Genomic DNA, 26,611 nt, shown 5'->3' with positions numbered 1-26,611 from the left:
GGCAACACTCGGGCACACTGGCGGTCGGATTCCATACCTAACTCAACTCTGACTGGGAGGACTGATCATGGTCTTGCGCTCGGAAATTCTGGTGAACAAAAACGTGCTGCCTACTCAAGAACAAGCGTTGCCTGGCCGTGAAACACCAATGGCGTTGCCAGAGACTCACTTCGTCAACGGCAACCCGTTGCTGGGCCCTTTTATCGACGACGTCGGCTTCGCCATCTTCGGCCTGGGTTGCTTCTGGGGCGCGGAACGCAAGTTCTGGGAACGCGACGGCGTGGTCAGCACCGTGGTGGGTTATGCCGGCGGCTACACGCCAAACCCGACCTATGAAGAAGTCTGCTCGGGCCTGACCGGCCATAGCGAAGTGGTGCTGGTGGTGTACGACCAGGCCAAGGTGAAATACGAAGATTTGCTGAAGATGTTCTGGGAACTGCACAACCCGACCCAGGGCATGCGCCAGGGCAACGATATTGGCAGCCAGTACCGCTCGGTGATCTACGCGACCACGCCGGAGCAACTGGAAGCCGCCAAAGCCAGCGCCGACGCCTATCAGGCGCAACTGTCCAAGGCCGGCCTGGGCCAGATCACCACCGAAATCGACGAAGCGCCGACGGTGTACTTCGCCGAGACGTATCACCAGCAGTACCTGGCGAAGAATCCGCAGGGGTATTGCGGGATCGGCGGCACGGGCGTGACCTGCCCGATCTGAAGGCCGACAGGAATCAGTAATGTGGGAGTTGGCTTGTGTGGGAGCTGGCTTGCCTGCGATAGCATCACCGAGGTGTGACTGACACACCGAGGTGCCTGCATCGCGGGCAAGCCCGCTCCCACATTTGGTTTTGTGTATGGCTCGCTATCTAACTATTCAGCTATAAGCCAATCCATCTGCCAGCCACCCTGGGTCTGGCCAAGCTTCTTGGACAACCACGGCAGCAGCTCGCGCAATTCCTCTTCCAGGCCCCACGGCGGGTTGGCGATCGCCAGGCCCGAGCCGGTCAGGGTGTTGGGCGTGTCCAGCGGGTGTACCAGCAATTCCACACGCAGCAACTTAGGCGCACCGGTGCCGGCCAGGTCCTGGTAGAAACGGCGCAACAGGCGCTGATCCTTTACCGGGTACCAGATGGCCGCGACGGTCTGGCGCATCCGGCTAACCGCCTCTTTGAGAGACGCCGCGCAGCGTTGCATCTCGTCGAGCTTTTCGAACGGTGGATCGATCAGCATCAGCGCGCGCTTTTCCGGCACCGGCAGCAAGGCACGCGGCACATGCCAGCCTTCGCCCAGGTGCACTTTGACGCGACGATCGCCCTTCATGTTGTCCTTGAGCAGCACACCGTCTTCCGGGTGCTTTTCATTGAGCAGCACACGATCCTGCGGGCGGGTAAGGCGTCGCGCCAATTCCGGCGAGCCGGGGTAGTAGCGCAACTCGCCATCCGGGTTCATCTCATGCAGCACACGCATGTAATCGGCGGTCAGCGGAGGCAGGTCGCTTTGGCCCCACAGCCGCGCGATGCCTTCCAGGTATTCACCGGTGCGGTTGGCCTGGTCGCCCTGCAAGTCATACAGGCCGATGCCGGCGTGGGTGTCCAGGTAGGCGAACGGCTGCTCCTTGCGCGACATCAAGGCGATGAGGCGGGTCAAGGTCAGGTGTTTGAAGACATCGGCGTGGTTGCCGGCGTGAAAGGCGTGACGATAATTCATGGTTGCTCCTGCGCAGGGGGCGAAGTTTACCTGCTGCGCGAGCAAAGGTGCAGGCCGGCGTGCCGGGCGGTGCTCACGTGGCTCACCCCAACTCCGGGCCCAGGTAGTCGGCCAGCGCCTGATGGCTGATTTCCCGGCTAACCACGAAGTAGGCGACCTTGTGCCGCAAGGTCGCCGACGGGAAGGCGGTATACAGGTCGGGGCGCTGTTCTTCGAGCCATTGCAACAGGTTGCCGACAAGGGTCTGTGGCGATTGCTCGGCCAGGTGTTCCAGTAACGCTGCAGGCACGCGCCACCATGGGCTTGCCTTGGCGGGAGTGACCGGGCGGGGCGCAACGGTCAGCGCCTGGCCATTGATCACATAACGCTGGAATACCGGCAACACCTCGCCCATGTCATCACCCAGCTGCTGCAGGATCGGCAACATCTGTGCGCCGTCCCAGAAACGCAGAAACACTTCCTGGCCATCGGGCAAGATCACCTTGGTCAGGCTTTGCAGGTGTGCGACCACCACCTCCAACGAGCTGGTAGACATGCCCAGCCAACCCCAGTCCGTTGCTTCAGTGGAGGCGGCCCATTCAAGGAAAGGGCTGCCCGGTTCGACGATGCCCACATAGGGCATCACCTCATCCCATGCCGCATAAGGCGTGCCTGCCCAGACAGGTCGCGGCGCGGCCGCGGCGGCAAGTGCCCGCCAAGCCTCCAAGGGCTTGGCGTCGCTGGCGGCGCCCAATACCGCAAAGATCTGTTCACCAGGCATAGGTGGATGCATCGACATAAAGCTCCTTCAAGGTTGGATCCCATGGCTGTGCCGGGGAAGATCGCACTGGCCGTTCTTGCACCGCTCACACTCTTCACAAAATGGCGCACTGCGCTTCAGGCTGGCGACTTGCACGCGGCTCAGCGGTGCTGCAAGCACGGCCAGCAGCGTCGCCTTCGCTCCTGGGACCAACGGCGCGGACGCGGCAACGGGCGCGCTACCGAGCTGGATCGGCACACTGCTGAAAATTCCGCCCGCAGACAGCGTGATCGACTGCCCGCCAGCCTGAATCGTGACAGTCGCGCCCGCATCGATGACGACGCTTTGCCCTGCCCCAATCCGGATGGATTGCCCTGCACGCACCTGTTGCGAACCGCCGACCACCAAGTGGTCATCCTGCTTGAGATCGGTCAGGCGGTTGCCGTGAGTGATGCGCTGTTCTTCGCCTTGCAGTTCGTGGTGCGACTCACCGCCCACTGTCACGCGGTGGTCATGCAGCACATGCTGCGTCCAATCCCGCTGTGCACGCAGGTAGATTTCTTCGGCACCCTTGCGATCTTCGATGCGCAGCTCGCTATAGCCGCCCCCACCGGGGCTGCTCTGGCTGCGCAAGATGCTGCGGGTCTTGTCCGCCGGCAAATCGAGCGGCACCTGCGTGGCCGCGTTGGCCAGGCAGCCCATCACCAGCGGCATGTCCATGTCGCCATTGACGAAACCCACCAGCACTTCCATGCCAACCCGTGGAATCAATACCGAACCATAGCGATCATGCGCCCAGGCACTGGCCACCCGCAGCCAGCAGCTGGAATGTTCGTTATGCTCCCCGGCGCGATCCCACGCCAGCTGCACTTTGACCCGGCCATATTCATCACAATGGATTTCGCTGTCGGCGGGGCCGGTGACCACTGCGCTCTGGTAGCCGGCAATGGTCGGCCTAGGCTGCTCAGGCAAGGCTGGACGAAAGACCGCATCCCAGGGTGTGGCGGTAAATTCGTTGCGATACCCCTGGCGCATATCCCCGCCTGCCACTTCGGTGACGAGTTCTTCCAGCACCTGGGGCTGCTTGCCTGCATGGGTCACTTGCGTGACCAGCCACAGGCCGTTCCAGTCGTCGCGTGGGTGGCCGGCCAGCTTGAGGAACCGGCCGCTGGCCAAAGCGGGCTCATCCCCGCTGCCGTGAGCGATGCGATAGTCACTGCGGTGGCGCTCCAGGCTGCGCTGCGCGAGGTATTTGCCATGGGCGCGATCGCTGAAGCGGCCGGGGTAATCCTGCACGTCGAGCTTGGGCAGCTGCTCGCCGGACACCGCGCTTTCCAGCGACAGGCGTGGCTTGCAAAAGTCGTAATCACGCAGGTTCACCGCCGTGGTGCGGGCTTGCACCTGCAGCGCAAACCGCTTGATCGCCGGGGTTTGCGCCACCATCCCGGAGCCTGGGGTGTAGGGCGTCGGCTGATCCGCCTGAGCAAAGACCGTCTGGTCGTCGCCGAATACCAGCCCATGCCCTTCGGCCGAATGCTGGAAGTGATAATGAATGCCCAACTCTGCGCAAAGCCGCTGGATGAAAGCCAGGTCCGTCTCGCCAAACTGCACGCAGTACTCGCGCTCGGGGTAGGTGCCGCTCAGCCGGAACTCGAAACGGTCGCTGTGAATGCCCTGCCCTTCCAGAACCCGGGCGATAATCTGCGGCACCGTCTGATGTTGAAAGATCCTCTGGTGGCGGCTGTGCGCCAGATACGCCAGCTGTGGCACCAGGCTGATCTGGTAACGCGTCAGCCGCCGCCCGGAATCGCCCTGCGCCACCCGGTAGACCAGACCATGCACGCCATGGCCCTGATCATCAAACCCGAGGTACACCGGGTGATGCAGCAGGCTTTCCAAATCGAGATCGGGCCGCTCGGCGACCAGTTCCAGATCAAAACGGTAGGGCTGGCTGATGGCTTCAACTCCACTGAACTCGAACACCTTGAGTTCACTGGGCTCCCCGTCGAGGGTCAGGGTAAAGGCACTTTGATTGGCAGGAGCGAACATCCGGTGTTTCTCTGCGAGGGGTGGGTAGCGGATTCTGCATCAGCGCTGCGCTCTGCCGAGCACACCTCTGGAAAAACAGTAAAGCCCTACACGCACACGTCCGATTTTTCTTCGGACCGGCGCAAAGCACACACGCAAAAAAGGCCCGCAATCCGTAGGACGCGAGCCTTTTTTTCAATTCGTAGGGCGCTTAACGCCCGCCGAATTACTTATTGAGGTTGTAGTCTTTTTCTGCCGCATCAAAGCGTTCGACCATACCCGCGGTCGGTGCGCCCATCTTGCTCACGAAGTAGATCGCCAGGCTGGCGAAGATGAAGCCTGGGATGATCTCGTACAGGCCCAGCAGCTCGAAGTGTTTCCACACGATCACCGTGACCGCGCCGACCAGGATGCCGGCCAGTGCGCCGTTGCGGGTCATCTGTTTCCAGATCACCGAGATCAGCACCACAGGGCCGAACGCAGCGCCGAAGCCGGCCCAGGCGTAGCTCACCAGGCCCAGTACGCGGTTTTCCGGGTTGGCGGCCATGGCGATGGCGATCAAGGCGACCAGCAGCACCATCAGGCGACCGACCCACACCAGCTCGAGCTGGGAGGCGTTTTTGCGCAGGAAGGTCTTGTAGAAGTCTTCGGTCAGCGCGCTGGAGCACACCAGCAGTTGGCAGCTCAGGGTGCTCATGACGGCGGCGAGAATGGCCGACAGCAAGATACCGGCAATCCATGGGTTGAACAGGAGTTTTGCCAGTTCGATAAACACACGCTCAGGGTTTTCGGTCACTGCACCTGCCACTTCAGGATGCGCCGAGAAGTAGGCGATCCCAAAGAAGCCCACCGCCACGGTGCCGCCCAGGCACAGGATCATCCAGGTCATGGAGATGCGACGCGCCTTGGCGATCGACTTCACCGAATCGGCGGCCATGAAACGCGCGAGGATGTGCGGCTGGCCGAAGTAACCCAGGCCCCAGCCCATCAGCGAGATGATGCCGATGAAGGTGGTGTTCTTGAGCATGTCGAAGTTGGTCGGGTCCTTGGCTTCAATGGCCAGGAAAGTGGTGTCGACACCACCGGTGGCCAGCAGCACGATGATCGGCGTAAGGATAAGCGCGAAGATCATCAGCGTGGCTTGTACGGTGTCTGTCCAGCTCACCGCCAGGAATCCACCGACGAAGGTGTAGGCAATGGTCGCTGCGGCACCGGCCCACAGTGCCGTCTCGTAGGACATGCCGAAGGTGCTTTCGAACAGGCGGGCACCGGCCACGATGCCGGAAGCGCAGTAGATGGTGAAGAACACCAGGATCACGACCGCGGAGATGATCCGCAGCAGGCCGCTTTTATCTTCGAAACGGCTGGAGAAGTAATCCGGCAGCGTCAGCGCGTCACCGTTGTGCTCGGTTTGTACCCGCAGGCGACCGGCGACGAACAGCCAGTTGAGGTAGGCACCGACGATCAGGCCGATGGCAATCCAGCTTTCCGACAAGCCAGACATGTAGATCGCGCCGGGCAGGCCCATCAGCAACCAGCCACTCATATCGGAGGCGCCGGCGGACAAGGCTGTCACCACGCTACCGAGGCTGCGACCGCCAAGGATGTAATCGGAAAGGTTGTTGGTGGAGCGATAGGCCATGAAGCCGATCAGCACCATTGCTGCGATGTAGATCACGAAGGTGATCAGGGTTGGATTACTAACGCTCATAAGAGTGACGCCCTGGCTTTGTTTTTATGTAGCGGCGGTCTGTCAGACGGCCACCTACTGCAAGTAGGAAGACGTAGCTGCGTGCCGCGCATTTATGACTGGCGTTTCCCCAGGAAAGCCGCCAGCCGATGAACCGACTCGCTGAGTGGTTGCACCTTGGGCGCGAATGCTATTCAACAAAGCAAATAAGGTGCAACCAGTTTCGCGAGAATAAGTTGCACCTTGATGTAAAACTCGGAAAACACCTCGTTTTTGCTCCTTTTCGGAGCAAGAACAGCCCGACTCAGAAGCAAACGCACCAAGCAGAAGCGCAATCGGTCGGCGATGTGTTTTTTTCCCGACCACGAGCAAAAAATTCCTGAAGAAAATGGGTTGCACCCGGTTGCACCTGCGCATGCGCAAAGCTAATCTTGGCGCCAGCTGATGCCACTCGGTAGTGGCACCCATGAGGATAAGAAAATGGCTACGACCACCCTTGGGGTCAAACTTGACGACCCGACCCGCGAGCGCCTCAAGGCCGCCGCGACCTCCATTGATCGCACGCCACACTGGCTGATCAAACAAGCGATCTTCAATTACCTGGAGAAACTGGAGGGTGGTGCAACCCTGACCGAACTCAATGGCCTGAGCAGCAGCAGCGCTGAAGACGCTGGCGAAGTCCAGGCCGACCACGCCCACCAGTGCTTCCTCGAATTCGCCGAAAGCATCCTGCCGCAGTCCGTTTTGCGCGCCTCCATCACCGCCGCCTACCGCCGCCCAGAGCCGGAAGTGGTGCCGATGCTGATCGAACAGGCGCGCCTGCCGGCAGCGATGGCCGAAGCCACCAACAAGCTGGCGGCCTCGATTGCCGAAAAACTGCGTAACCAGAAAAGTGCCGGTGGCCGTGCCGGTATCGTTCAGGGCCTGCTGCAGGAATTTTCCCTGTCGTCCCAGGAAGGCGTGGCGCTGATGTGCCTGGCCGAAGCGCTGCTGCGCATCCCGGACAAAGGCACCCGCGACGCGCTGATCCGCGACAAGATCAGCACCGGCAACTGGCACCCGCACCTGGGCAACAGCCCGTCGTTGTTCGTCAATGCGGCCACCTGGGGCCTGCTGCTGACCGGCAAGCTGGTCGCCACGCACAACGAAGCGGGCTTGACCTCGTCCCTGAGCCGCATCATCGGCAAAAGCGGCGAGCCGATGATCCGCAAGGGCGTCGACATGGCCATGCGCCTGATGGGCGAGCAGTTCGTCACCGGCGAAACCATCGCCGAAGCCCTGGCCAATGCGAGCAAGTTCGAAGCCAAGGGTTTCCGCTACTCCTACGACATGCTCGGTGAAGCGGCGCTGACTGAACACGATGCGCAGAAGTACCTGGCCTCGTACGAACAAGCCATTCATTCGATCGGCAAAGCCTCCAACGGCCGTGGGATTTATGAAGGCCCGGGCATCTCCATCAAGCTGTCGGCATTGCACCCGCGTTACAGCCGGGCGCAGTACGAGCGGGTGATGGATGAGCTGTATCCGCGCCTGCTGTCCTTGACCCTGCTGGCCAAGCAATACGACATCGGCCTGAATATCGATGCCGAAGAAGCCGACCGCCTGGAGCTGTCACTGGACCTGCTCGAACGCCTGTGCTTCGAGCCGCAACTGACCGGCTGGAACGGTATCGGTTTCGTGATCCAGGCATACCAGAAGCGTTGTCCTTACGTGATCGACTACGTAATCGACCTGGCACGCCGCAGCCGCCATCGCCTGATGATCCGCCTGGTAAAAGGCGCGTACTGGGACAGCGAAATCAAGCGCGCCCAGGTCGAGGGACTGGAAGGCTACCCGGTGTACACCCGCAAGGTGTACACCGACGTTTCCTACATTGCCTGTGCACGCAAACTGCTGTCGGTGCCGGAAGTCATCTACCCGCAGTTCGCCACGCACAACGCCCACACGCTGTCGGCCATCTACCATATCGCCGGTCAGAACTATTACCCCGGCCAGTACGAGTTCCAGTGCCTGCACGGCATGGGCGAGCCCTTGTACGAGCAGGTTGTCGGCAAGGTTTCCGAGGGCAAGCTGAACCGTCCGTGCCGTGTGTACGCGCCGGTCGGCACCCACGAGACATTGCTGGCTTACCTGGTGCGTCGCCTGCTGGAGAACGGCGCGAACACCTCGTTCGTCAACCGCATCGCCGACCACACCATCTCGATTCAGGAACTGGTGGCCGATCCAGTGGCCAACATCGAGCAAATGGCGACGCAGGAAGGCGGCTTCGGCTTGCCGCACCCGCGTATTCCATTGCCGCGCGACCTGTATGGCAGCGACCGCGCCAACTCGGCGGGTATCGACCTGGCCAACGAACACCGCCTGGCGTCGCTGTCCTGCGCTCTGCTGGCCACCGCGCACAACCACTGGAAAGCGGCGCCGATGCTCGGTTGCGCCTCCAGCAATGAAGTGGCGGCACCGGTACTGAACCCGTCCGACCTGCGTGATGTGGTCGGTCATGTGCAGGAAGCCACTGTCGAAGACGTCGACAACGCCATTCAGTGCGCCATCAGCGCCGGTCCGATCTGGCAGGCCACCCCGCCCGCCGAACGCGCCGCGATCCTGGAGCGCGCCGCCGACCTGATGGAAGGCGAGATCCAGCCGCTGATGGGCCTGCTGGCTCGCGAGGCCGGCAAGACGTTCGCCAACGCCATCGCCGAAGTGCGCGAGGCCGTGGACTTCCTGCGTTACTACGCCGTACAGGCGCGCAACGATTTCACCAATGACGCCCACCGCCCACTGGGCCCGGTAGTGTGCATCAGCCCGTGGAACTTCCCGCTGGCGATCTTCAGCGGTCAAGTCGCCGCTGCGCTGGCCGCCGGTAACCCGGTATTGGCCAAGCCTGCCGAGCAGACCCCGCTGGTCGCCGCGCAAGCCGTGCGCATCCTGCTCGAAGCCGGCATTCCCGAAGGCGTGCTGCAACTGCTGCCGGGCCAAGGTGAAACCGTCGGCGCGCGCCTGGTGGGTGATGATCGCGTCAAGGGCGTGATGTTCACCGGCTCCACCGAAGTGGCGCGCCTGCTGCAGCGCAATGTCGCCGGCCGCCTGGACGCCCAGGGCCGTCCGATCCCGCTGATCGCCGAAACCGGCGGCCAGAACGCGATGATCGTCGACTCCTCGGCACTGACCGAACAAGTGGTCATCGACGTAGTGTCCTCGGCCTTCGACAGTGCCGGCCAGCGCTGCTCCGCACTGCGCGTACTGTGCCTGCAGGAAGATTCGGCCGACCGCGTAATCGAAATGCTCAAGGGCGCCATGGCCGAATGCCGCCTGGGCAACCCGGAGCGCCTGTCCGTCGACATCGGCCCGGTAATCGACGCCGAAGCCAAGGCCGGCATCGAGAAACACATCCAGGCCATGCGCGACAAAGGCCGCACTGTGTACCAGGTGGCTATCGCTGATGGCGAAGAGATCAAGCGCGGCACCTTCGTGATGCCAACCCTGATCGAACTGGAAAGCTTCGACGAACTGCAACGCGAAATCTTTGGCCCGGTGCTGCACGTGGTGCGTTACAAGCGCAAAGAGATCGACCAACTGATCGGCCAGATCAATGCGTCCGGCTACGGCCTGACCCTGGGCGTACACACCCGCATCGACGAGACCATCGCCAAGGTGATCGACAACGTCAATGCCGGTAACGTGTATGTGAACCGCAACATTGTCGGCGCCGTGGTCGGCGTACAACCGTTCGGCGGCGAAGGCCTGTCGGGCACCGGCCCGAAAGCCGGTGGCCCGCTGTACCTGTACCGCCTGCTGTCGACTCGTCCTACCGATGCAATCGAGCAATCCTTCGTACGCGGCGACGCATTGGCCGCACCGGACGTACGTCTGCGCGACGCCATGAGCCAACCGCTCACCTCCCTGAAAGCCTGGGCCGACAGCAATCAGTTCAGCGAACTGAGCGCCCTGTGCAGCCAGTTCGCCGCGCAGTCCCAAAGCGGTATCACCCGCCAACTGGCCGGCCCGACCGGCGAGCGCAACAGCTACGCCATCCTGCCCCGCGAGCACGTGCTATGCCTGGCGGACGTGGAAGGCGATCTGCTGACGCAACTGGCGGCGGTATTGGCGGTGGGTGGCTCGGCGGTATGGCCGGAAACCGAGCTGACCAAGGCGCTGTTCCCACGCTTGCCGAAGGAGATTCAGGCGAAGGTCAAGCGCGTGGCCGACTGGACCAAGGACGAGGTGGTGTTCGACGCGGTCCTGCATCACGGTGATTCCGACCAACTGCGTGCGGTGTGCCAGCAAGTGGCCCAGCGTGGCGGCGCGATTGTCGGGGTGCATGGTTTGTCGCAGGGTGAAACGGCGATTGCGCTGGAGCGCCTGGTGATAGAGCGTGCGTTGAGTGTCAACACCGCAGCGGCGGGTGGTAACGCCAGCCTGATGACCATCGGTTAACTGGCAAAACGCGGTAAACCCTGTGGGAGCTGGCTTGCCTGCGATAGCGGTGGGTCAGCGACAGAGATGTCGACTGACACTGCCTCATCGCAGGCAAGCCAGCTCCCACATGGACCGTGTTCGTTCTGCCTCTCCATCACCCAGATCAATCTTGCTATCCACCCTTCATTTGCGCACTTAGACTCGGCCCTATTCCCACATAGGTAAGCCGCCATGTCCGAGACGCTGCTCAGTTCCCGCAATCTGGCTTTCGAGCTGTACGAAGTCCTCGATGCCGAGGGCCTGACCCAGCGCGAGCGGTTTGCCGAACACAACCGCGAGACCTTCGATGCCGCGATCAGCACCGCACGCAGCATCGCCGAAAAGTACTTCGCGCCGCATAACCGCAAAAACGACGAAAACGAACCGCGCTACGAAGACGGCCAAGCCATCCTGATTCCGGAAGTGAAACCGGCAGTGGATGCCTTCCTCGAGGCCGGCTTCCTCAACGCGTCCCGCAGTTTTGAAGCCGGCGGCATGCAGCTCCCGACATTATTGTCCCAGGCCTGCTTCGCCCACTTCCAATCCGCCAACGCCGCTTCCACGTCCTACCCGTTCCTGACCATGGGCGCCGCCAACCTCATTGAAAGTTTCGGCACGCAGGAGCAGAAACAACGCTTCCTGCAACCGATGATCGACGGCCGCTTCTTCGGCACCATGGCCCTGACCGAACCCCATGCCGGCTCCTCGCTGTCGGATATTCGTACCCGCGCAGAGCCAGCGGCCGATGGCAGCTATCGACTCAAGGGCAATAAAATCTTCATCTCCGGCGGCGACCACCCGCTGTCGGAAAACATCGTGCACATGGTGCTGGCCAAGCTGCCGGATGCGCCGGCTGGGGTGAAGGGCATTTCGCTGTTTATCGTGCCCAAGTTCCTGGTCAACGACGATGGCAGCCTGGGCGAGCGCAACGACGTGCTGCTGGCCGGACTGTTTCACAAGATGGGCTGGCGCGGCACCACATCCACCGCGCTCAACTTTGGCGATAACGGCCACTGCGTCGGCTACTTGGTGGGCAAGCCGCACCAGGGGTTGAGCTGCATGTTCCAGATGATGAACGAGGCGCGCATCGGCGTGGGCATGGGCGCGGTGATGCTCGGTTACGCGGGCTACCTCTACTCGCTGGAATATGCGCGCGAACGCCCGCAGGGCCGCTTGCCTGACAGCAAAGACCCGGCAACGGCGCCGGTCTCGATCATCCAGCACGCTGACATCAAGCGCATGCTGCTGACGCAAAAAGCCTACGTCGAAGGCGCCTTCGACCTCGGCCTCTACGCCGCGCGGCTGTTCGACGACACCACCACCCTGCAGACCGACGCCGAGCGCAAGAACGCCCACGAACTGCTGGACCTGCTCACGCCTATCGTCAAATCCTGGCCCTCGGAGTTCTGCCTCAAGGCCAACGAACTGGCGATCCAGATTCTCGGCGGCCACGGCTACACCCGCGAATACCCGGTAGAGCAGTATTACCGCGATAACCGCCTGAACCCGATCCATGAAGGCACCCATGGCATCCAGTCCCTGGATTTGCTGGGGCGCAAACTGGGGCAGAACGGTGGTGCGGGCTTGAAGCAATTAATAAGACTGATGGCCGAAACCGGTGCCCGTGCGCAGGCATACCCAAGCCTCACCCTGCTAAGGGAGCCGCTGGAGCAGTTGGTCAACCGCCTGCAAAGCGTGACTATCGGACTGTTGACGGACCTCGCCCAAGGCAAGGTCAACAGCAGCCTGGCGAATTCGGCGCTGTACCTGAAGGTGTTCGGGCATACGGTGATTGGCTGGCGCTGGCTGGAACAGGCGATTCGCGCCGAAGAAGGGCTGGCCCGGGGCAATGCGGCGGATGTGGCCTTCTATAAAGGCAAGCTCCAGGCGGCCCGGTACTTCCTGACCTGGGAAGTCCCGAGCTGCCATCATGAACTGGCCATTCTCGAGGCACGCGATGATACGTGCCTCGGTATGCAGGACGAGTGGTTCTAAGCCCTCAGGGCTGGCCAATCGCCTTGGAGATGACATCGACCGTGGCGCTGACTTGCTCTTGGTAACGGTCGAGTTCCTGCTGGTGAGCCTGCTGCATTTCGATCTGCTCGGCGCACAGGTTCAGCGCCGCCAGCACCAGTAATTTGTCACCGATCAGGGTCGGGTACTTTTTCTTGGTGGTGGCAAGGGACGCCTTGAGCATTGTCACGGCGTGCATCAGGGTCTTGTCTTCCCCGGCCGGTGCCTTGATCGAGTAATCCTCTCCGAGAATCGAAACGACCTTTATCCCTTCGCTCATGCGCTGACAGGACCTGCACTCACGCGCTCAACCAGCGCCTGGATACGGGCGGCGGTGGCGCCGTGCTTTTCTTCCTGTTCCATCAGGTTCAGTTGCAGGCTGTCGTTCTCATCCTTGACGCGGGCCAGTTCTGCCTTGAGGGATTCGTTGGTGCCCAGTAGAGCCTGGTTTTGCTGTACCAGGTCGCTGACCAGTTGTTCCAGTTGGCTGAGGGATGCTTCTAACATTTTGATTTCTCGGGCTTTTTCAAAGGGCGGTGACGATAAAGAAAATTCACCTCGGATGCCAGGGTTATCCCCGGCGCGCAGCCCGTTTTTTAAGGGCCGGGCCGCACTTTCGAGCCTTAGTGACTGCATTTACCCGATCTGGTTCCTGAATCGGCCAAACCCCTCGTCAGATGCGACAAAAACGCACACCTCCCTTTAGACTTTAGTCGCAGGCCCGATAGAGAAGCACACCCTGTTTCATGGCCGCATGGATTGCGCTTCCCCTCAGGATTTCCCGCATGTCGCTTCGTAATATGAATATCGCTCCGAGGGCCTTCCTCGGCTTCGCGTTTATCGGCGCGTTGATGTTGTTTCTCGGCGTGTTCGCCCTGAACCAGATGAGCAAGATCCGTGGCGCCACCGAAGACATCACGTTGTCCAGCGTGCCGAGCATCCGCGCCCTCGATGAATTCACCCAACTGACCCTGCGCCTGCGGGTGCTGTCGTACCGCCTGCTGACCAACCGTGAGCCGGAAGTCCAGCAAAAAACCCTGGAAGCCTTTGAACTGCGCAACCAACAGATTCGTACGGCGCAGGGCATCTACGAAAAACTGATCGAGAGCCGCGAAGAACGCGCGGCCTACGACGAATACGTGCGCCTGCTCGGCCAGTACCACCAGATCGAAGAGCGCATGAAGAGCCTGTCGCGGGCCAACCAAGTGGAAGAACTGCGCCGCCTGCTCAACACCGACTTGCTCAGCAACTCCGAACAAGTCAACGCCGTGCTCACGCGCCTGCTGGACATCAACAACGAGATGGCCCTGGCCACCAACCAGGAGGCCGAGGACCAATACGACATGGCCTTCAACATGGTCGTGAGCCTTCTGGTGATCGCCACGCTGCTGACCCTGTTGTTTGCCTGGCTGCTGACCCGCAGCATCACCTTGCCGATTTCCCAGGCACTGGAAGCCGCCGAAGAAGTGGCCGAAGGCAATCTGACGCGGCCGATCAAGGTCGACGGCAACGACGAAGCCGGGCGCCTGCTGGCCGCCATGGCCAAGATGCAGGACAAGTTGCGCGACACCCTGCAGCGCATCGCCGGCTCGGCCACCCAGTTGGCATCGGCGGCCGAAGAGCTCAACGCCGTGACCGACGAAAGCGCGCGTGGCCTGACCCGGCAAAACAACGAAATCGAACAAGCCGCCACGGCCGTCAACGAGATGACCAGTGCCGTCGAAGAAGTTGCACGCAATGCGGTCAGCACCTCCGAAGCTTCGCGCAACGCCACCATGTCCGCCGGTGATGGCCGCGACCTGGTGCAGGAAACCGTCAGCGCCATCGAGCGCATGAGCGGCGACGTGCAGGCCACGGCCACGCTGATTGGCGAGTTGGCCAATGAGTCGCGTGACATCGGCAAGGTGCTGGACGTGATTCGCGGCCTGGCCGACCAGACCAACCTGCTGGCCCTGAACGCGGCGATCGAAGCGGCACGCGCCGGTGAAGCCGGCCGCGGCTTTGCAGTGGTCGCCGACGAAGTGCGCGCCCTGGCCCACCGCACCCAGCAATCGACCAGCGAAATCGAGCGGATGATCGGCAGCATTCAGGCCGGGACCGAACATGCGGTGGATTCGATGCGCAATAGCACTGAACGCGCGGAATCGACGTTGAATATCGCCAAAGGCGCGGGGATGTCGCTGGATACCATCAACACGGCGATTGTCGAGATCAACGAACGCAACCTGGTGATCGCCAGCGCGGCGGAAGAGCAGGCCCAGGTCGCACGCGAAGTGGACCGCAACCTGGTGAATATCCGCGACCTGTCGGTGCAATCGGCGACCGGCGCCAGCCAGACCAGCGCGGCGAGCAGTGAACTGTCGCGCCTGGCGGTGGATTTGAACGGGATGGTCGGCCGCTTCCGCCTTTGAAATAAAGCCTGCAAGGCAGAAGCCGATCCCCTGTGGGAGCTGGCTTGCCTGCGATGGCATCACCTCGGCCCACCTGGAAAACCGAGGTGATGCCATCGCAGGCAAGCCAGCTCCCACACAAGCCCGCTCCCACATTTAGTTATGCGCGAATCAGAAAAAGCTTTTTGACAGCGCAGCAATTCAACAGGTTAGAATCGCTGGCACGCAGACTGCATGGTCAGTTTGCGCCCCGTCTTGTTTGCCATGGAGTACTGCCTTTGAATGCGACGACCATCAACAGCCTGTTCTTGATCGGCGCGTTGCTGGTGAGTGCGAGCATTCTGGTGAGTTCTCTTTCGTCCCGCTTAGGGATTCCGATCCTGGTGATCATCCTGGCCGTGGGCATGATCGCCGGCGTCGATGGCGGCGGCATCATCTTCGACAACTACCCGACCGCCTACCTGGTGGGCAACCTCGCCCTGGCGGTGATCCTGCTCGATGGTGGGTTGCGCACACGGGTGGCCAGTTTCCGCGTGGCGCTGTGGCCGGCGTTGTCGCTGGCCACGGTCGGGGTGTTGATCACCACCGGCCTCACCGGCATGGCCGCGGCCTGGCTGTTTGACCTCAATATCATCCAGGGCTTATTGATCGGCGCGATTGTCGGCTCGACGGACGCGGCGGCGGTATTTTCGCTGCTCGGCGGCAAGGGCCTGAACGAACGGGTCTCCGCCAGCCTGGAAATCGAATCCGGCAGTAACGACCCGATGGCGGTGTTTCTCACGGTCACCCTGATCGACATGCTCGCCAGCGGCCAGACCGGTCTGCACTGGAGCCTGTTGACCCATCTGATCCGCGAATTCGGCATCGGCGGTATCGTCGGCCTCGGCGGCGGCTGGCTGATGCTGCAGATGGTCAACCGCATCAACCTGGCCAACGGCCTGTACCCGATCCTGGTGATCGCCGGCGGCCTCTTCGTCTTCGCCCTGACCAACGCCCTGCACGGCAGCGGCTTCCTCGCCGTGTACCTGTGCGGCCTGGTGATCGGCAACCGTCCGGTGCGCAGCCGCCATGGCATTTTGCACATGCTCGATGGCATGGCCTGGCTGGCGCAGATCGGCATGTTCCTGGTGCTGGGCCTGCTGGTCACGCCTCATGATTTGCTGCCGATCGCGCTGCCGGCCCTGGGCCTGGCGCTGTGGATGATCCTGTTCGCGCGGCCGCTGTCGGTGATGGTCGGCCTGCTGCCGTTCAAGGCGTTCCATGATCGCGAAAAGGCCTTTATCGCCTGGGTCGGCCTGCGCGGCGCGGTCCCGATCATCCTCGCGGTGTTCCCGCTGATGGCCGGCCTGCCCCATGCGCAGCTGTACTTCAACCTGGCGTTCTTTATCGTGCTGGTCTCGCTGCTGGTGCAAGGCACGAGCCTGCCGTGGGTGGCCAAGCTGCTCAAAGTCACCGTACCGCCGGACCCGGCGCCCATCTCCCGCGCCGCTCTGGAAGTACACGTCACCAGTGAGTGGGAGCTGTTCGTCTACCGCCTGGGCGCCGAAAAATGGTGCATCGGCGCCGCGCTGCGCGAGTTGAAAATGCCTGAGGGCACGCGGATCGCCGCCCTGTTCCGTGGCCAGCAACTGCTCCATCCGTCGGGTAGTACGGTGCTGGAAGTCGGCGATCTGCTCTGCGTGATCGGCCACGAACACAACTTGCCGGCCCTGGGTAAACTGTTCAGCCAGGCGCCGCAACGCGGCCTGGACCTGCGCTTCTTCGGCGACTTCGTACTGGAAGGCGACGCCCAGCTGGGCGCGGTTTCCGCCCTGTACGGCCTGAAGCTCGATGGCATCGACCCGGACATGCCGCTGAGCAGTTTCATCACCCAGAAAGTCGGCGGCGCCCCCATCGTCGGCGACCAGGTGGAATGGAACAACACCATCTGGACCGTCGCGGTCATGGACGGGAACAAGATCGGCAAAGTCGGCGTCAGATTCCCCGAAGGAAGTCGCCCGGGCCCCGGGCTCTTCCTCTAAACTGCGGGGCAACGACGCCCCGATTCTTCACCTTGCAAGACCGGTCTCTATGCCAACCCTGCGCACTTTTCTCGCCACTGCCCTGCTGGGCCTGACCCTTTGCGTCGGCACCGTTCACGCCGCCGACCCGCCCAGCGCCGACGCCATCCAGCAAACCCTGGACAAGCTGCCCGACCGCAAGCTGCCCGACGCCGACATGAAGGCGCTGCAGACTCTCCTGCAACAGACCCTGACTTACCTGGGCAACCAGCAGGATTACGAGCAGCGCCTGGTCGACCTCAAGCGCCAGTTGGAAGACGCACCGCGCAAGACCGCCGAAAACCAGCGTGAGCTGATCCGGCTCAAAGCCACCAAAATCATCCCGGTCGCCCAGCGCTACGCCACCTTGCCGGTGCCGCAGCTTGAGCAACTGCTGGTGCAGCGCAGCACCCAGCAAGGCGACCTGCAAAAAGAACTGGCCGACGCCAACAGCCTGTCCATCGCCGCCCAGACCCGCCCCGAGCGGGCGCAGACCGAAATCAGCAGCAGCCAGACGCGCATCCTGCAGATCAACTCGATCCTCAAGGCCGGCAAGGACAACGGCAAAGTCCTCAGCGGCGACCAGCGCAACCAGCTCAACGCCGAACTCGCGGCCCTGAACGCCTTGATCCCCTTGCGCCGCCAAGAACTGGCCGGCAACAGCCAACTGCAAGACCTGGGCAACAGCCAGCACGACCTGGTGATGGAGAAGACCGCGCGCCTGGAACAAGAGATCCAGGACCTGCAAACCCTGATCAACCAGAAGCGCCTGGCCCAGTCCCAGCAGACCGTGACCCAGCAGTCCATCGAAGCGCAGAAAGCCGGGGGCAGCAGCCTGCTGGCCACGGAAAGCGCGGCCAACCTGAAGCTGTCCGACTACCTGCTCAAAAGCACCGACCGCCTCAATGACCTGACCCAGAAAAACCTGCAGACCAAGCAGCAACTGGACACCGTGACCCAGAGCGATTCGGCCCTGGACGAGCAAATCAACGTACTCAAGGGCAGCCTGTTGCTGTCCAAGATCCTTTACAAGCAGAAGCAGGCCTTGCCGCGCCTGACAGTGGACCGCGACCTGGCGGACGACATCGCCAACATTCGCCTGTACCAGTTCGAGGTCAACCAGCAGCGCGAGCTGATCAGCTCCCCCAGCGCCTATGTGGATAACCTGCTGGCAAACCAGGCGCCAGAAGACGTGACCCCGCAATTGCGCCGCACCTTGCTGGAACTTGCGATCACCCGTAGCGACTTGCTGGAGCGCCTGAGCCGTGAGCTGAGTGCGCTGCTTAACGAATCCATCACCCTGCAACTGAACCAGAAACAACTGCTGAGCACCGCCACAACCCTGCGCGCGACGCTGGACGAGCAGATGTTCTGGATCCCCAGCAACAAGCCGCTGGATACCGAGTGGCTGGAAACGGTCCCGGCGCACCTGAGCAAGCAGATCGCCACCCTGCCCTGGGCCTCCAGCGTCAGCGAACTGTATGACGGCCTGACCCAGCGCCCGCTGCTGTTCCTGCCGCTGTTGCTGTTGATCGGCGCCCTGCTGTGGCGGCGCAAAGCTTTGTACCAGCGCCTGAACAAGGTCCACCTGGACATTGGCCACTTCAAGCGCGACAGCCAATGGCATACACCGCAGGCCATCCTGATCAATATCCTGCTGGCGATGCCGGTGTCCCTGGCCTTGGCGCTGTGCGGCTATGCACTGCAGATCGACGCCCGTGGGCAGAACGCCAACCTGGGCGCCGCCCTGCTGCAGATCGCCCAGGCCTGGCTGGTGTTCTACACCGCTTACCGCATCCTGGCGCCGGGCGGCGTGGCGGAGTTGCATTTCCGCTGGGAAAAACCCCAGGTCGAATTCCTGCAAGGCTGGGTGCGCAAGCTGGGGTTGGTGGTGCTGGCCCTGGTGGCGGTGGTGGCGATCGCCGAGCATCAGCCGGCGGCACTGGCCGACGATGTGCTGGGCATCGGCGTTGTGCTCACGTGCTATGCACTGATGGCTTGGCTGCTGGGTCGCCTGCTGCTCAACAGCCCGACCCACGAAAAAGCCTCGCTGTTTCGCAAGGCCATAGGCCTGCTGTTTACCGCGCTGCCGGTCGCCTTGTTTATCGCGGTGCTGTTTGGTTATTACTACACCGCGCTCAAGCTCAGCGACCGGCTGATCAACACCCTGTACCTGCTGATGTTCTGGCTGGTGATCGAAGCCACCTTCGTGCGCTGGCTGAGCGTCGCCGCGCGGCGCCTGGCCTATGCCCGCGCCTTGGCCAAGCGCCAGGCCGCCAAGGAAGCCGGCGAAGGCGAAGCGGTGGTCGAAGAGCCGACCCTGGACATCGAAAAGGTCAACGAACAATCCTTGCGCCTGATCCGCCTGGCCTTGCTCGGCGGCTTCATTGCGGCGCTGTACTGGGTGTGGTCCGACCTGATCTCGGTATTTTCCTACTTGGATAACGTCACCCTGTACGAATACACCAGCGGTACCGGTGCGAACGTGAGCATGGTGCCGATCAGCATCGGCGATTTCCTCGGTGCGTTGATCATCGTCGGCATCACCTTCGCCCTGGCGCGCAACCTGCCGGGCCTGCTCGAAGTGCTGGTGTTGTCCAAGCTGGAGCTGGCCCAGGGCAGCGCCTATGCGACCACCACGTTGCTGTCGTATGTGATCGCCGGCGTCGGCTTTGTTTCGACCCTGTCCACCCTCGGCGTGAGCTGGGACAAGTTGCAATGGCTGGTGGCGGCGCTGTCGGTGGGCCTGGGCTTCGGCATGCAGGAGATCTTCGCCAACTTTATCTCCGGCATCATGATCCTGTTCGAACGCCCGGTGCGTATCGGCGACACCATCACCATCGGCAACCTGTCGGGCACGGTGAGCAAGATCCGCATCCGTGCCACCACGATCACGGATTTTGATCGCAAGGACATCATCGTCCCGAACAAGACGTTCATCACGGGGCAACTGATCAACTGGTCTCTGACCGACACGGTCACCCGCGTCACCCTGAAACTGGGCGTGGACTACGGCTCCGACCTGGACCTGGTGAAGGAATTGCTGCTCAAGGCCGCCAGGGAAAACCCTCGGGTATTGAAGGAACCGGAGCCATTGGTGTATTTCCTCAACTTCGGCGAAAGCACCCTCGACCACGAACTGCGCATGCACGTGCGCGACCTGGGCGACCGTAACCCGGTGCTGGACGAGGTCAACCGCTACATCAACCGTGAGTTCAAGAAGCAGCACATCAACATCTCGTTCCGACAGATGGAGGTGTACCTCAAGAACATGCACGGCCAGGAGTACAAGCTGGTGCCGGTGGAAGACGAGCGCAAGACCATCGTCGCCGCGCCCGCGCCCGAACAGGACGCGCCAGAGCCGCCTGCCGGTAAAGTCGAAGATGCGCCGGAACCCCCGCCGAGCAAACTCGACTAACGCACTTACCCCCAGCAAAACTGCTGGGGGCATCCCGCTGGAGGTGGCCGGTGAAAGCCCTCGACGAACTGATTTTCGACAACCGCTTCGCCCGTTTGGGTGACGCGTTCTCAACCCACGTATTGCCAGAACCCCTCGACAACCCGCGCCTGGTGGTCGCCAGCAACGCCGCCATGGCGTTGCTCGACCTCGACCCGGCGGTGGCCGAAACACCGCTGTTTGCCGACATTTTCGGTGGCCACAAGCTGTGGGCCGAGGCAGAACCGCGGGCGATGGTCTATTCCGGCCATCAATTCGGCGGCTACACCCCGCAACTGGGCGACGGCCGCGGGTTGTTACTGGGCGAGGTGTATAACCAGGCCGGCGAACACTGGGACCTGCACCTCAAGGGCGCCGGGCAAACGCCTTATTCGCGCATGGGCGATGGCCGCGCGGTGTTGCGCTCTTCGATCCGCGAGTTTCTGGCCTCCGAATCGCTGCATGCGCTGGGCATCCCCAGCAGCCGCGCGTTGTGCGTTATCGGCTCCGATACCCCGGTGTGGCGCGAGAAGCAGGAACGCGGCGCAATGGTGTTGCGCATGGCCCGCAGCCATATTCGCTTCGGGCATTTCGAGTATTTCTACTACACCAAGAAACCCGAGCAGCAGAAGGCGCTGGCCGAGCATGTGCTTTCACTGCACTACCCCGAATGCCGGGAACAGCCCGAGCCCTACCTGGCGATGTTCCGTGTAATCGTGGAGCGCAACGCCGAACTGATCGCCAAGTGGCAGGCCTATGGTTTCTGCCACGGCGTGATGAATACCGACAACATGTCGATCCTGGGCATCACCTTCGACTTCGGGCCGTTTGCGTTCCTCGATGACTTTGACGCGCACTTCATCTGCAACCACTCGGATCATGAAGGGCGTTACTCCTTCAGCAACCAGGTGCCGATCGGGCAGTGGAACCTCAGCGCGCTGGCACAGGCGCTGACGCCGTTTATCAGTGTTGAAGCCCTGACGGAAGCGCTGGGCCTGTACCTGCCACTGTATCAGGCGAACTATCTGGATTTGATGCGCCGACGACTGGGGTTGACCAGCGCCGAGGACGACGACCAGAAGCTGGTGGAACGGCTGCTGAAGCTGATGCAGAACAGCGGCGTGGATTACACGCTGTTCTTCCGCCGCCTGGGGGATGAATCGGCGGCACTGGCGGTAGCGAAGCTGCGCGATGATTTTGTCGACCTGGCAGGGTTTGATGCCTGGGCCGAGCTGTACAAGGCGCGCGTTGCGCGGGACGGGGATTACAGCGAGGAACAGCGCCGTGAGCGGATGCACGCGGTGAATCCGCTGTATATCTTGCGCAACTACTTGGCGCAGAACGCCATCACTGCGGCTGAATCAGGGGATTACAGCGAGGTGCGGCGGTTGCATGGGGTGCTTTCCAAGCCGTTTGAAGAACAGGTAGGAATGGAGCAGTACGCACAGCGGCCGCCGGATTGGGGCAAGCATTTGGAGATTAGTTGTTCGTCGTAAGCCTCAGATAAAGGTCTCTACCGAAACACCGAAGCGTTCAGCCAGCCACCGAATTTGCCGTATATTGAGTTGGCGCTTTCCGCTCAAAACCTCAGAGACGACCGATTGGGCACCAACGCCCGGCAGGTCGCTCTGAGTGAGATTATGTTCACGCATCATGTAGCGCAGCACATCGACGCTACCGGCCACTGGCATTGGGTGATGCTCATGATCGTAGGCTTCGATCCAGTCACCAATGATGTCCACCAGCCCTATAAGCGGGTGAGTTTCGTCTTCTCCAACGATATCCAGCAGTTCATTGAGCGCCGCGGCCAGGACGTCATAGTCCGCCTCGGATTGAGGCTTGGTCAGTAGCGATGAGACAAACGGCCAGTGCTCAATCGTGAGTTTCAGATCGTCGTTCATAGGTTGTCCTTCTATCTGATCTTGATAAACCGCATTGCCGGCTCCAGATTGAACCCATTGGCCACGCCTTAGGAGCCCCCGATGTCCGAACCTCTTGTAATACCCTGCCCGCATTGCAACGGCCTCAACCGGATCCCCGCTGAGCGCCTGGGTGACGCGCCCAAGTGCGGGCGTTGCAAGCAGCCGGTTTTGTTGAACAAACCCTTTGAATTGAAACAGGGCGACTACGCCAGCCAGATCAAGGGCGACCTGCCGTTGCTGGTGGATGTGTGGGCCGATTGGTGCGGGCCGTGCAAATCGTTCGCGCCGGTGTTTGAGCAGGCGGCCGGGCAATTGGAGGGCAAGTGCCGGCTGGCCAAGCTGGACAGCGAGGCCAACCAGCAGTTGTCGGCGCAGTTGGGGATTCGCTCGATTCCCAGTTTGATCCTGTTCAAGAATGGCCGGGAAGTGGCGCGCCAGAGCGGGGCGTTCCCGCTGCCGCAGTTGATGAACTGGTTGCGTAGCCAAGGCGTGTAACTCGGTCAAAATGTGGGAGCTGGCTTGTCGGATCGCCGCACCGCTGCGATGGCGCCAACTCGGTGCGCCTGATACACCGAGGTGCCTGCATCGCAGGCAAGCCAGCTCCCACATTGATTGCATTTCAGAGTGAGGTTAGTGGAGCCTCGCGGTCCATCATCTGGCCGACCAGCAGTACGCCGAGTTCGCTCAATTGGTGGATGGCCAAAGCCACGTCGCGGTGCTCGCCGGTGAGGTCGTTGGACAGGTTGAGTAGCAAGGTACGGACGGAAGAGAAGGTTTCGTAGCTCTTGAGGACGAGGGTTTCGGTGGGGAGGTTGGGTGCAACGGTATAAAGGTTAGGCATGGATCGTCTCCGAGTAGGAGCCGCAACCAGCCGCTACTAAACGGAGGGTGGCAGCTGTACGCAGGTTAGTAGACCGGGGAGACGCAACCGGCGCGCTCGGAAGCGCCCTCCGTACAGCCACCATCAAATCAGGAAGGTCCTGACCGACGATTTGCTGTACGTCTCACCACGGGCTACTAAACCCGACCACTGAACATTCAGCGGCCCGTGAACCTTAAGAGAAGCCCATCCAGACGCACAAGCCGGGCGATTCTGGCTTAGCTGTAGGCAACGTTACAAGGCACAGGCCGCATTGCCAGACCCGTCCTACAGCCTCTGTGGGACAAATCCATCTGCCAAAATGCAGAACAACATGTGGGAGCTGGCTTGCCTGCGATGCAGGCGGCCCGGTCTGCCTGGCACACCGAGGTGATGCTATCGCAGGCAAGCCAGCTCCCACTGGACTGCATTTCACATTCAGGTTCTGTGGCGTCTGCAGGGTCACGCGTTTTCCAGCAGGTTATGCAACTCCACAAACTGTTGCGTCAACTTGTGCCGTGGGTCGAGGTGGATCAGCGGTTTGTTCTGTTGGTGCGACTCGCGCATGCGCACGGAACTGGCCAGGTACACCGGCAATACCGGCAAGCCTTCGGCAATCAACTCATCAAGCATCTGCTGCGGCAAACTCGCCCGCGCCTGGAACTGGTTGACCACGATGCCTTCGACTTCCAGGCCTTCGTTGTGGTCTTCCTTGAGCTCTTCGATTTCAGCCAGCAAACCATACAATGCCTGGCGCGAGAAGCTGTCGCAATCGAACGGAATCAGCACGCGATCAGCCGCGATCAACGCTGAAACCGCGTAAAAATTCAGCGCCGGCGGTGTATCCAGGTAGATCCGGTCGTAATCTTCGCTCAACTCATCCAGCAGTTTTCGCAGCTTGTTGATCTTGTGCTTGGCTTCCAACTTAGGCTGCAGGTCCGCCAGTTCGGCGGTTGCGGTAATGACATGCAGGTTGTCGAACGGCGTTTCGTAGATATCCACCTTGTTCTTCTTCGAAAACGGCCCGGAAGACAGGGTCTGCTTGAAAAAATCCGCGATCCCCATGGGGATATCGTCGCCGGTCAGCCCGGTGAGGTACTGGGTTGAGTTGGCTTGTGCATCGAGGTCCACCAACAGGGTTCGATAGCCTTCGCTGGCGCTGACTGCCGCCAGGTTGCAGGCGATGCTGGACTTGCCGACGCCGCCTTTCTGATTGAACACCACACGCCGCATGGAAAAACCTCCGTGTATCAATGAATGTCCGAGTGTAGAGGGCAAAAGCGACTGTTAGCTACCTCGTTCGTCCATGCATTACAGCATCACGGAACCATTGGCGACCTGAGTGTCATACGCAGCCGACGAGGCAAAAAGAACGGTCCGACAACCCATCCAGCGCGACGTAAAGGACAATCTGTGAATTCTTCCGACTATTTTGTAATTGGCCGTGCACAATTCATTACCAATGTTTGCTAGAACCCCACGGCACCGGGATAATGCGCGCCATTCGGCCATCGTTCCCTGCCCCTGCCTCGGGGGCCAATGGCTGCACATGGAAGCCCGCAGGGGCGGGATACCTTCTCAGTGATCACTTTCAATATCGCGCAATGGCGCGCCTGGGCCCCAGGGCTCGATAGCGTGGACGACTGGCATGCCTGGTGCCACGCCCCGGTGTTGCTGCCCGTAAGCCAGGCATGCCCCGACGTGTCGTTCCTGCCGGCCATGCAGCGCCGCCGCCTGAGCCGCCTGGCGCGCATGGCGTTCAGCGTAGGCTGGCCGTTGGCCGAAGGTCTTGAGGACCTGCCCCTGGTGTTTGTGTCCCGGCACGGCGAAACCCCGCGCACCCTCGATATCCTCAGCGACCTGGCCAACGACCAGCCACTTTCGCCAACCCAGTTCAGCCTGTCGGTGCACAACGCGGTGATTGGCTTGTGGTCGATCCTGCGCAATGAAACCAGCGAAATGACCGCCCTCGCGGCCGCCGGCGATGGCCTGGAACACGGCATGCTCGAAGCCGCCGCGCTGCTCAACGAAGGGGCTGCGGCGGTCTTGCTGGTGATCACCGAAGAACAGGCGCCCGACGCCTATGCCAGCTGGATCGTTGATGTGCCCTTCCCCTACGCCGTCGGCCTGCTGCTCACACCTGGCGACGAGTGGCAACTGGAACTAACCGACGGCGCGGTCCAACTCACTCAAACCCAGTGGCCTCACGCCCTGAACCTGCTGCGCACCCTGCTCACCGAACAGGTCGCCTGCCAACATGCCTGGAAGAACCGCGTATGGAACTGGCAACGCAAGTCGTGACCGACAAACCACGGGACGCCTATTACTGGCGCCTGTTCGCCACCGCCGCCAGCTTCACGCTGTTCGGCGTCGGCGGGCTGTGCCTGCGCCTGCTGGTATTTCCGTTGCTTAGTTGCCTGCCGGGCAGCGCCGAAAAACACCAGCGCCGCGCCCGTCATACCATCAGTAAACTGTTCTGGTTCTTTATCCGCCTGATGCAGCGCGCCGGCGTGCTGACCTACAGTGTCGAAGGCGCCGAAAACCTCGGCCGCCCCGGCCAGATGATTGTCGCCAACCACCCCTCGTTGATCGACGTGGTGTTCCTGATCGGCCTGATGCGTCAAACCAACTGCGTGGTCAAGCAGAGCCTGTTTCAAAACCCGTTCACCCGAGGCCCGGTACGGGATGCCGGCTACATCAGCAATGACGGCAGCGCGGACATGCTCGACGCCGCCGCCGACGCCCTGCGCGCGGGCCAGACCCTGATCATCTTTCCCGAAGGCACCCGCACCACGCCCGGCGCCACACCCGCCTTTCATCGCGGTGGCGCCGCCATTGCGCTGCGGGGTGCGACAATCATCACCCCCGTGGTGATCAAGGTCAGCCCCACCACCTTGACCAAGGCCGAACCCTGGTATCGCATCCCCAAACGCCGTTTTCACTTCAGTTTGCGCGTAGGTGCCGATATAGAACCACAGGCGTTCGCAACACGGGGACCCGCGCCCCAGGCCTCACGCAAGCTCAACGATTACCTGCATGACTATTTTATTAAGGAGCTCGCCGAAGATGAGCGACCAACACCGCCTTGAGCACGACATAAAGATGCTGATCATCGAGGCCCTGGGCCTGGAAGACATCAGTGTCGACGACATCGACAGCGAGCAAACCCTGTTCGGCGAAGGCCTCGGCCTGGATTCGGTAGACGCCCTGGAACTGGGCCTGGCGATCCAGAAAAAGTACGGCATCAAAATCGATGCCGACGCCAAGGACACCCGCAATCACTTCACCAACGTGGCCTGCCTTGCGGCGTTCGTCACAGCCAGACAGGCAGCTTGA

At 61.6% G+C, this 26,611-nt stretch carries 20 protein-coding genes and 1 pseudogene; 12 read left to right on the top strand and 9 right to left on the bottom strand.

Annotated features, from left to right (window positions below):
• Positions 1 to 67 precede the first annotated feature (67 nt).
• Positions 68 to 715, top strand: coding sequence for a peptide-methionine (S)-S-oxide reductase MsrA (gene msrA / locus BLL36_RS12790; protein ID WP_076951794.1), 648 nt, complete (start codon positions 68 to 70; stop codon positions 713 to 715).
• A gap of 152 nt (positions 716 to 867) precedes the next feature.
• Here the strand turns inward: msrA and BLL36_RS12785 are convergent, their stop codons facing one another.
• The 4 genes from BLL36_RS12785 to putP form a co-directional block, all read right to left on the bottom strand.
• Positions 868 to 1,704, bottom strand: coding sequence for a 23S rRNA (adenine(2030)-N(6))-methyltransferase RlmJ (locus tag BLL36_RS12785; RefSeq protein ID WP_076951793.1), 837 nt, complete (start codon positions 1,702 to 1,704; stop codon positions 868 to 870).
• An 82-nt stretch (positions 1,705 to 1,786) separates the two neighbouring features.
• Complete coding sequence (locus BLL36_RS12780) at positions 1,787 to 2,476, bottom strand: DUF4123 domain-containing protein (RefSeq protein WP_076951895.1); 690 nt, start codon at positions 2,474 to 2,476, stop codon at positions 1,787 to 1,789.
• Positions 2,477 to 2,491: 15 nt separating this feature from the next.
• Complete coding sequence (locus tag BLL36_RS12775) at positions 2,492 to 4,492, bottom strand: type VI secretion system Vgr family protein (RefSeq protein ID WP_076951792.1); 2,001 nt, start codon at positions 4,490 to 4,492, stop codon at positions 2,492 to 2,494.
• A gap of 205 nt (positions 4,493 to 4,697) precedes the next feature.
• Entirely contained in the window at positions 4,698 to 6,182 is a 1,485-nt protein-coding gene (gene putP / locus BLL36_RS12770; protein WP_076951791.1) for a sodium/proline symporter PutP, read from the bottom strand.
• Positions 6,183 to 6,641: 459 nt separating this feature from the next.
• Between putP and putA the strand changes: the two genes are divergently transcribed.
• Together putA and BLL36_RS12755 are read left to right on the top strand one after the other, a co-directional pair.
• Positions 6,642 to 10,595: a trifunctional transcriptional regulator/proline dehydrogenase/L-glutamate gamma-semialdehyde dehydrogenase gene (putA, locus tag BLL36_RS12760; RefSeq protein WP_076951789.1), complete on the top strand. Its 3,954-nt coding sequence runs from the start codon at positions 6,642 to 6,644 to the stop codon at positions 10,593 to 10,595.
• A gap of 213 nt (positions 10,596 to 10,808) precedes the next feature.
• Positions 10,809 to 12,611, top strand: coding sequence for an acyl-CoA dehydrogenase (locus tag BLL36_RS12755; protein WP_076951788.1), 1,803 nt, complete (start codon positions 10,809 to 10,811; stop codon positions 12,609 to 12,611).
• A gap of 4 nt (positions 12,612 to 12,615) precedes the next feature.
• Here BLL36_RS12755 and BLL36_RS12750 read toward each other — a convergent pair whose 3' ends face one another.
• Both BLL36_RS12750 and BLL36_RS12745 read right to left on the bottom strand, forming a co-directional pair.
• Entirely contained in the window at positions 12,616 to 12,909 is a 294-nt protein-coding gene (locus BLL36_RS12750; protein WP_076951787.1) for a cell division protein ZapA, read from the bottom strand.
• Positions 12,906 to 13,136: a hypothetical protein gene (locus tag BLL36_RS12745; protein WP_076951786.1), complete on the bottom strand. Its 231-nt coding sequence runs from the start codon at positions 13,134 to 13,136 to the stop codon at positions 12,906 to 12,908. Before BLL36_RS12745 ends, BLL36_RS12750 begins: the two co-directional genes overlap by 4 nt.
• Positions 13,137 to 13,375: 239 nt before the next feature.
• Here BLL36_RS12745 and BLL36_RS31670 point away from each other — a divergent pair.
• The 5 genes and pseudogenes from BLL36_RS31670 to selO form a co-directional block, all read left to right on the top strand.
• Positions 13,376 to 14,185: pseudogene (locus BLL36_RS31670) on the top strand (MCP four helix bundle domain-containing protein); the annotation flags it as partial.
• A complete protein-coding gene (locus BLL36_RS31665; RefSeq protein ID WP_394329488.1) occupies positions 14,168 to 15,040 on the top strand; it encodes a methyl-accepting chemotaxis protein in 873 nt (290 codons plus the stop codon). The pseudogene BLL36_RS31670 and the gene BLL36_RS31665, both read left to right, overlap by 18 nt.
• 257 nt (positions 15,041 to 15,297) lie before the next feature.
• Complete coding sequence (locus BLL36_RS12735; protein WP_076951784.1) at positions 15,298 to 17,040, top strand: potassium/proton antiporter; 1,743 nt, start codon at positions 15,298 to 15,300, stop codon at positions 17,038 to 17,040.
• Between the two features lie 49 nt (positions 17,041 to 17,089).
• Positions 17,090 to 20,476 carry a mechanosensitive channel MscK gene (gene mscK, locus BLL36_RS12730; RefSeq protein ID WP_076951783.1) on the top strand — a complete coding sequence of 1,129 codons (3,387 nt, stop codon included), beginning with the start codon at positions 17,090 to 17,092 and terminating at the stop codon, positions 20,474 to 20,476.
• A gap of 50 nt (positions 20,477 to 20,526) precedes the next feature.
• A complete protein-coding gene (selO, locus tag BLL36_RS12725) occupies positions 20,527 to 21,990 on the top strand; it encodes a protein adenylyltransferase SelO (protein WP_076951782.1) in 1,464 nt (487 codons plus the stop codon).
• Positions 21,991 to 21,993: 3 nt separating this feature from the next.
• Here selO and BLL36_RS12720 read toward each other — a convergent pair whose 3' ends face one another.
• Positions 21,994 to 22,395, bottom strand: a complete 402-nt coding sequence (locus tag BLL36_RS12720; protein WP_076951781.1) for a helix-turn-helix domain-containing protein — start codon at positions 22,393 to 22,395, stop codon at positions 21,994 to 21,996.
• A gap of 81 nt (positions 22,396 to 22,476) precedes the next feature.
• Between BLL36_RS12720 and trxC the strand changes: the two genes are divergently transcribed.
• Entirely contained in the window at positions 22,477 to 22,911 is a 435-nt protein-coding gene (gene trxC, locus BLL36_RS12715) for a thioredoxin TrxC (protein WP_076951780.1), read from the top strand.
• Between the two features lie 124 nt (positions 22,912 to 23,035).
• Here trxC and BLL36_RS12710 read toward each other — a convergent pair whose 3' ends face one another.
• The gene (locus BLL36_RS12710) at positions 23,036 to 23,257 is read right to left on the bottom strand and encodes a DUF6124 family protein (RefSeq protein ID WP_076951779.1); all 222 of its coding nucleotides are present in this window, start codon (positions 23,255 to 23,257) and stop codon (positions 23,036 to 23,038) included.
• A gap of 480 nt (positions 23,258 to 23,737) precedes the next feature.
• Positions 23,738 to 24,508 (bottom strand): ParA family protein, encoded by a 771-nt coding sequence (locus tag BLL36_RS12705; RefSeq protein ID WP_076951778.1) that lies wholly within the window; start codon positions 24,506 to 24,508, stop codon positions 23,738 to 23,740.
• 348 nt (positions 24,509 to 24,856) lie between these two features.
• Here BLL36_RS12705 and BLL36_RS12700 point away from each other — a divergent pair, with 348 nt between their 5' ends.
• From BLL36_RS12700 to BLL36_RS12690, 3 genes are read left to right on the top strand one after another with little or no spacing between them, the layout of a single operon-like run.
• Positions 24,857 to 25,576 (top strand): beta-ketoacyl synthase chain length factor, encoded by a 720-nt coding sequence (locus BLL36_RS12700; protein ID WP_076951777.1) that lies wholly within the window; start codon positions 24,857 to 24,859, stop codon positions 25,574 to 25,576.
• Positions 25,552 to 26,364, top strand: coding sequence for a lysophospholipid acyltransferase family protein (locus BLL36_RS12695; protein WP_076951776.1), 813 nt, complete (start codon positions 25,552 to 25,554; stop codon positions 26,362 to 26,364). Before BLL36_RS12700 ends, BLL36_RS12695 begins: the two co-directional genes overlap by 25 nt.
• A complete protein-coding gene (locus BLL36_RS12690) occupies positions 26,342 to 26,611 on the top strand; it encodes a phosphopantetheine-binding protein (RefSeq protein ID WP_076951775.1) in 270 nt (89 codons plus the stop codon). Before BLL36_RS12695 ends, BLL36_RS12690 begins: the two co-directional genes overlap by 23 nt.

This window comes from Pseudomonas cedrina subsp. cedrina, assembly GCF_001983175.1.
In the GTDB taxonomy this organism is placed as follows: Bacteria; Pseudomonadota; Gammaproteobacteria; order Pseudomonadales; family Pseudomonadaceae; genus Aquipseudomonas; species Aquipseudomonas cedrina.
This window is presented reverse-complemented; position numbering and strand designations above follow the sequence as displayed.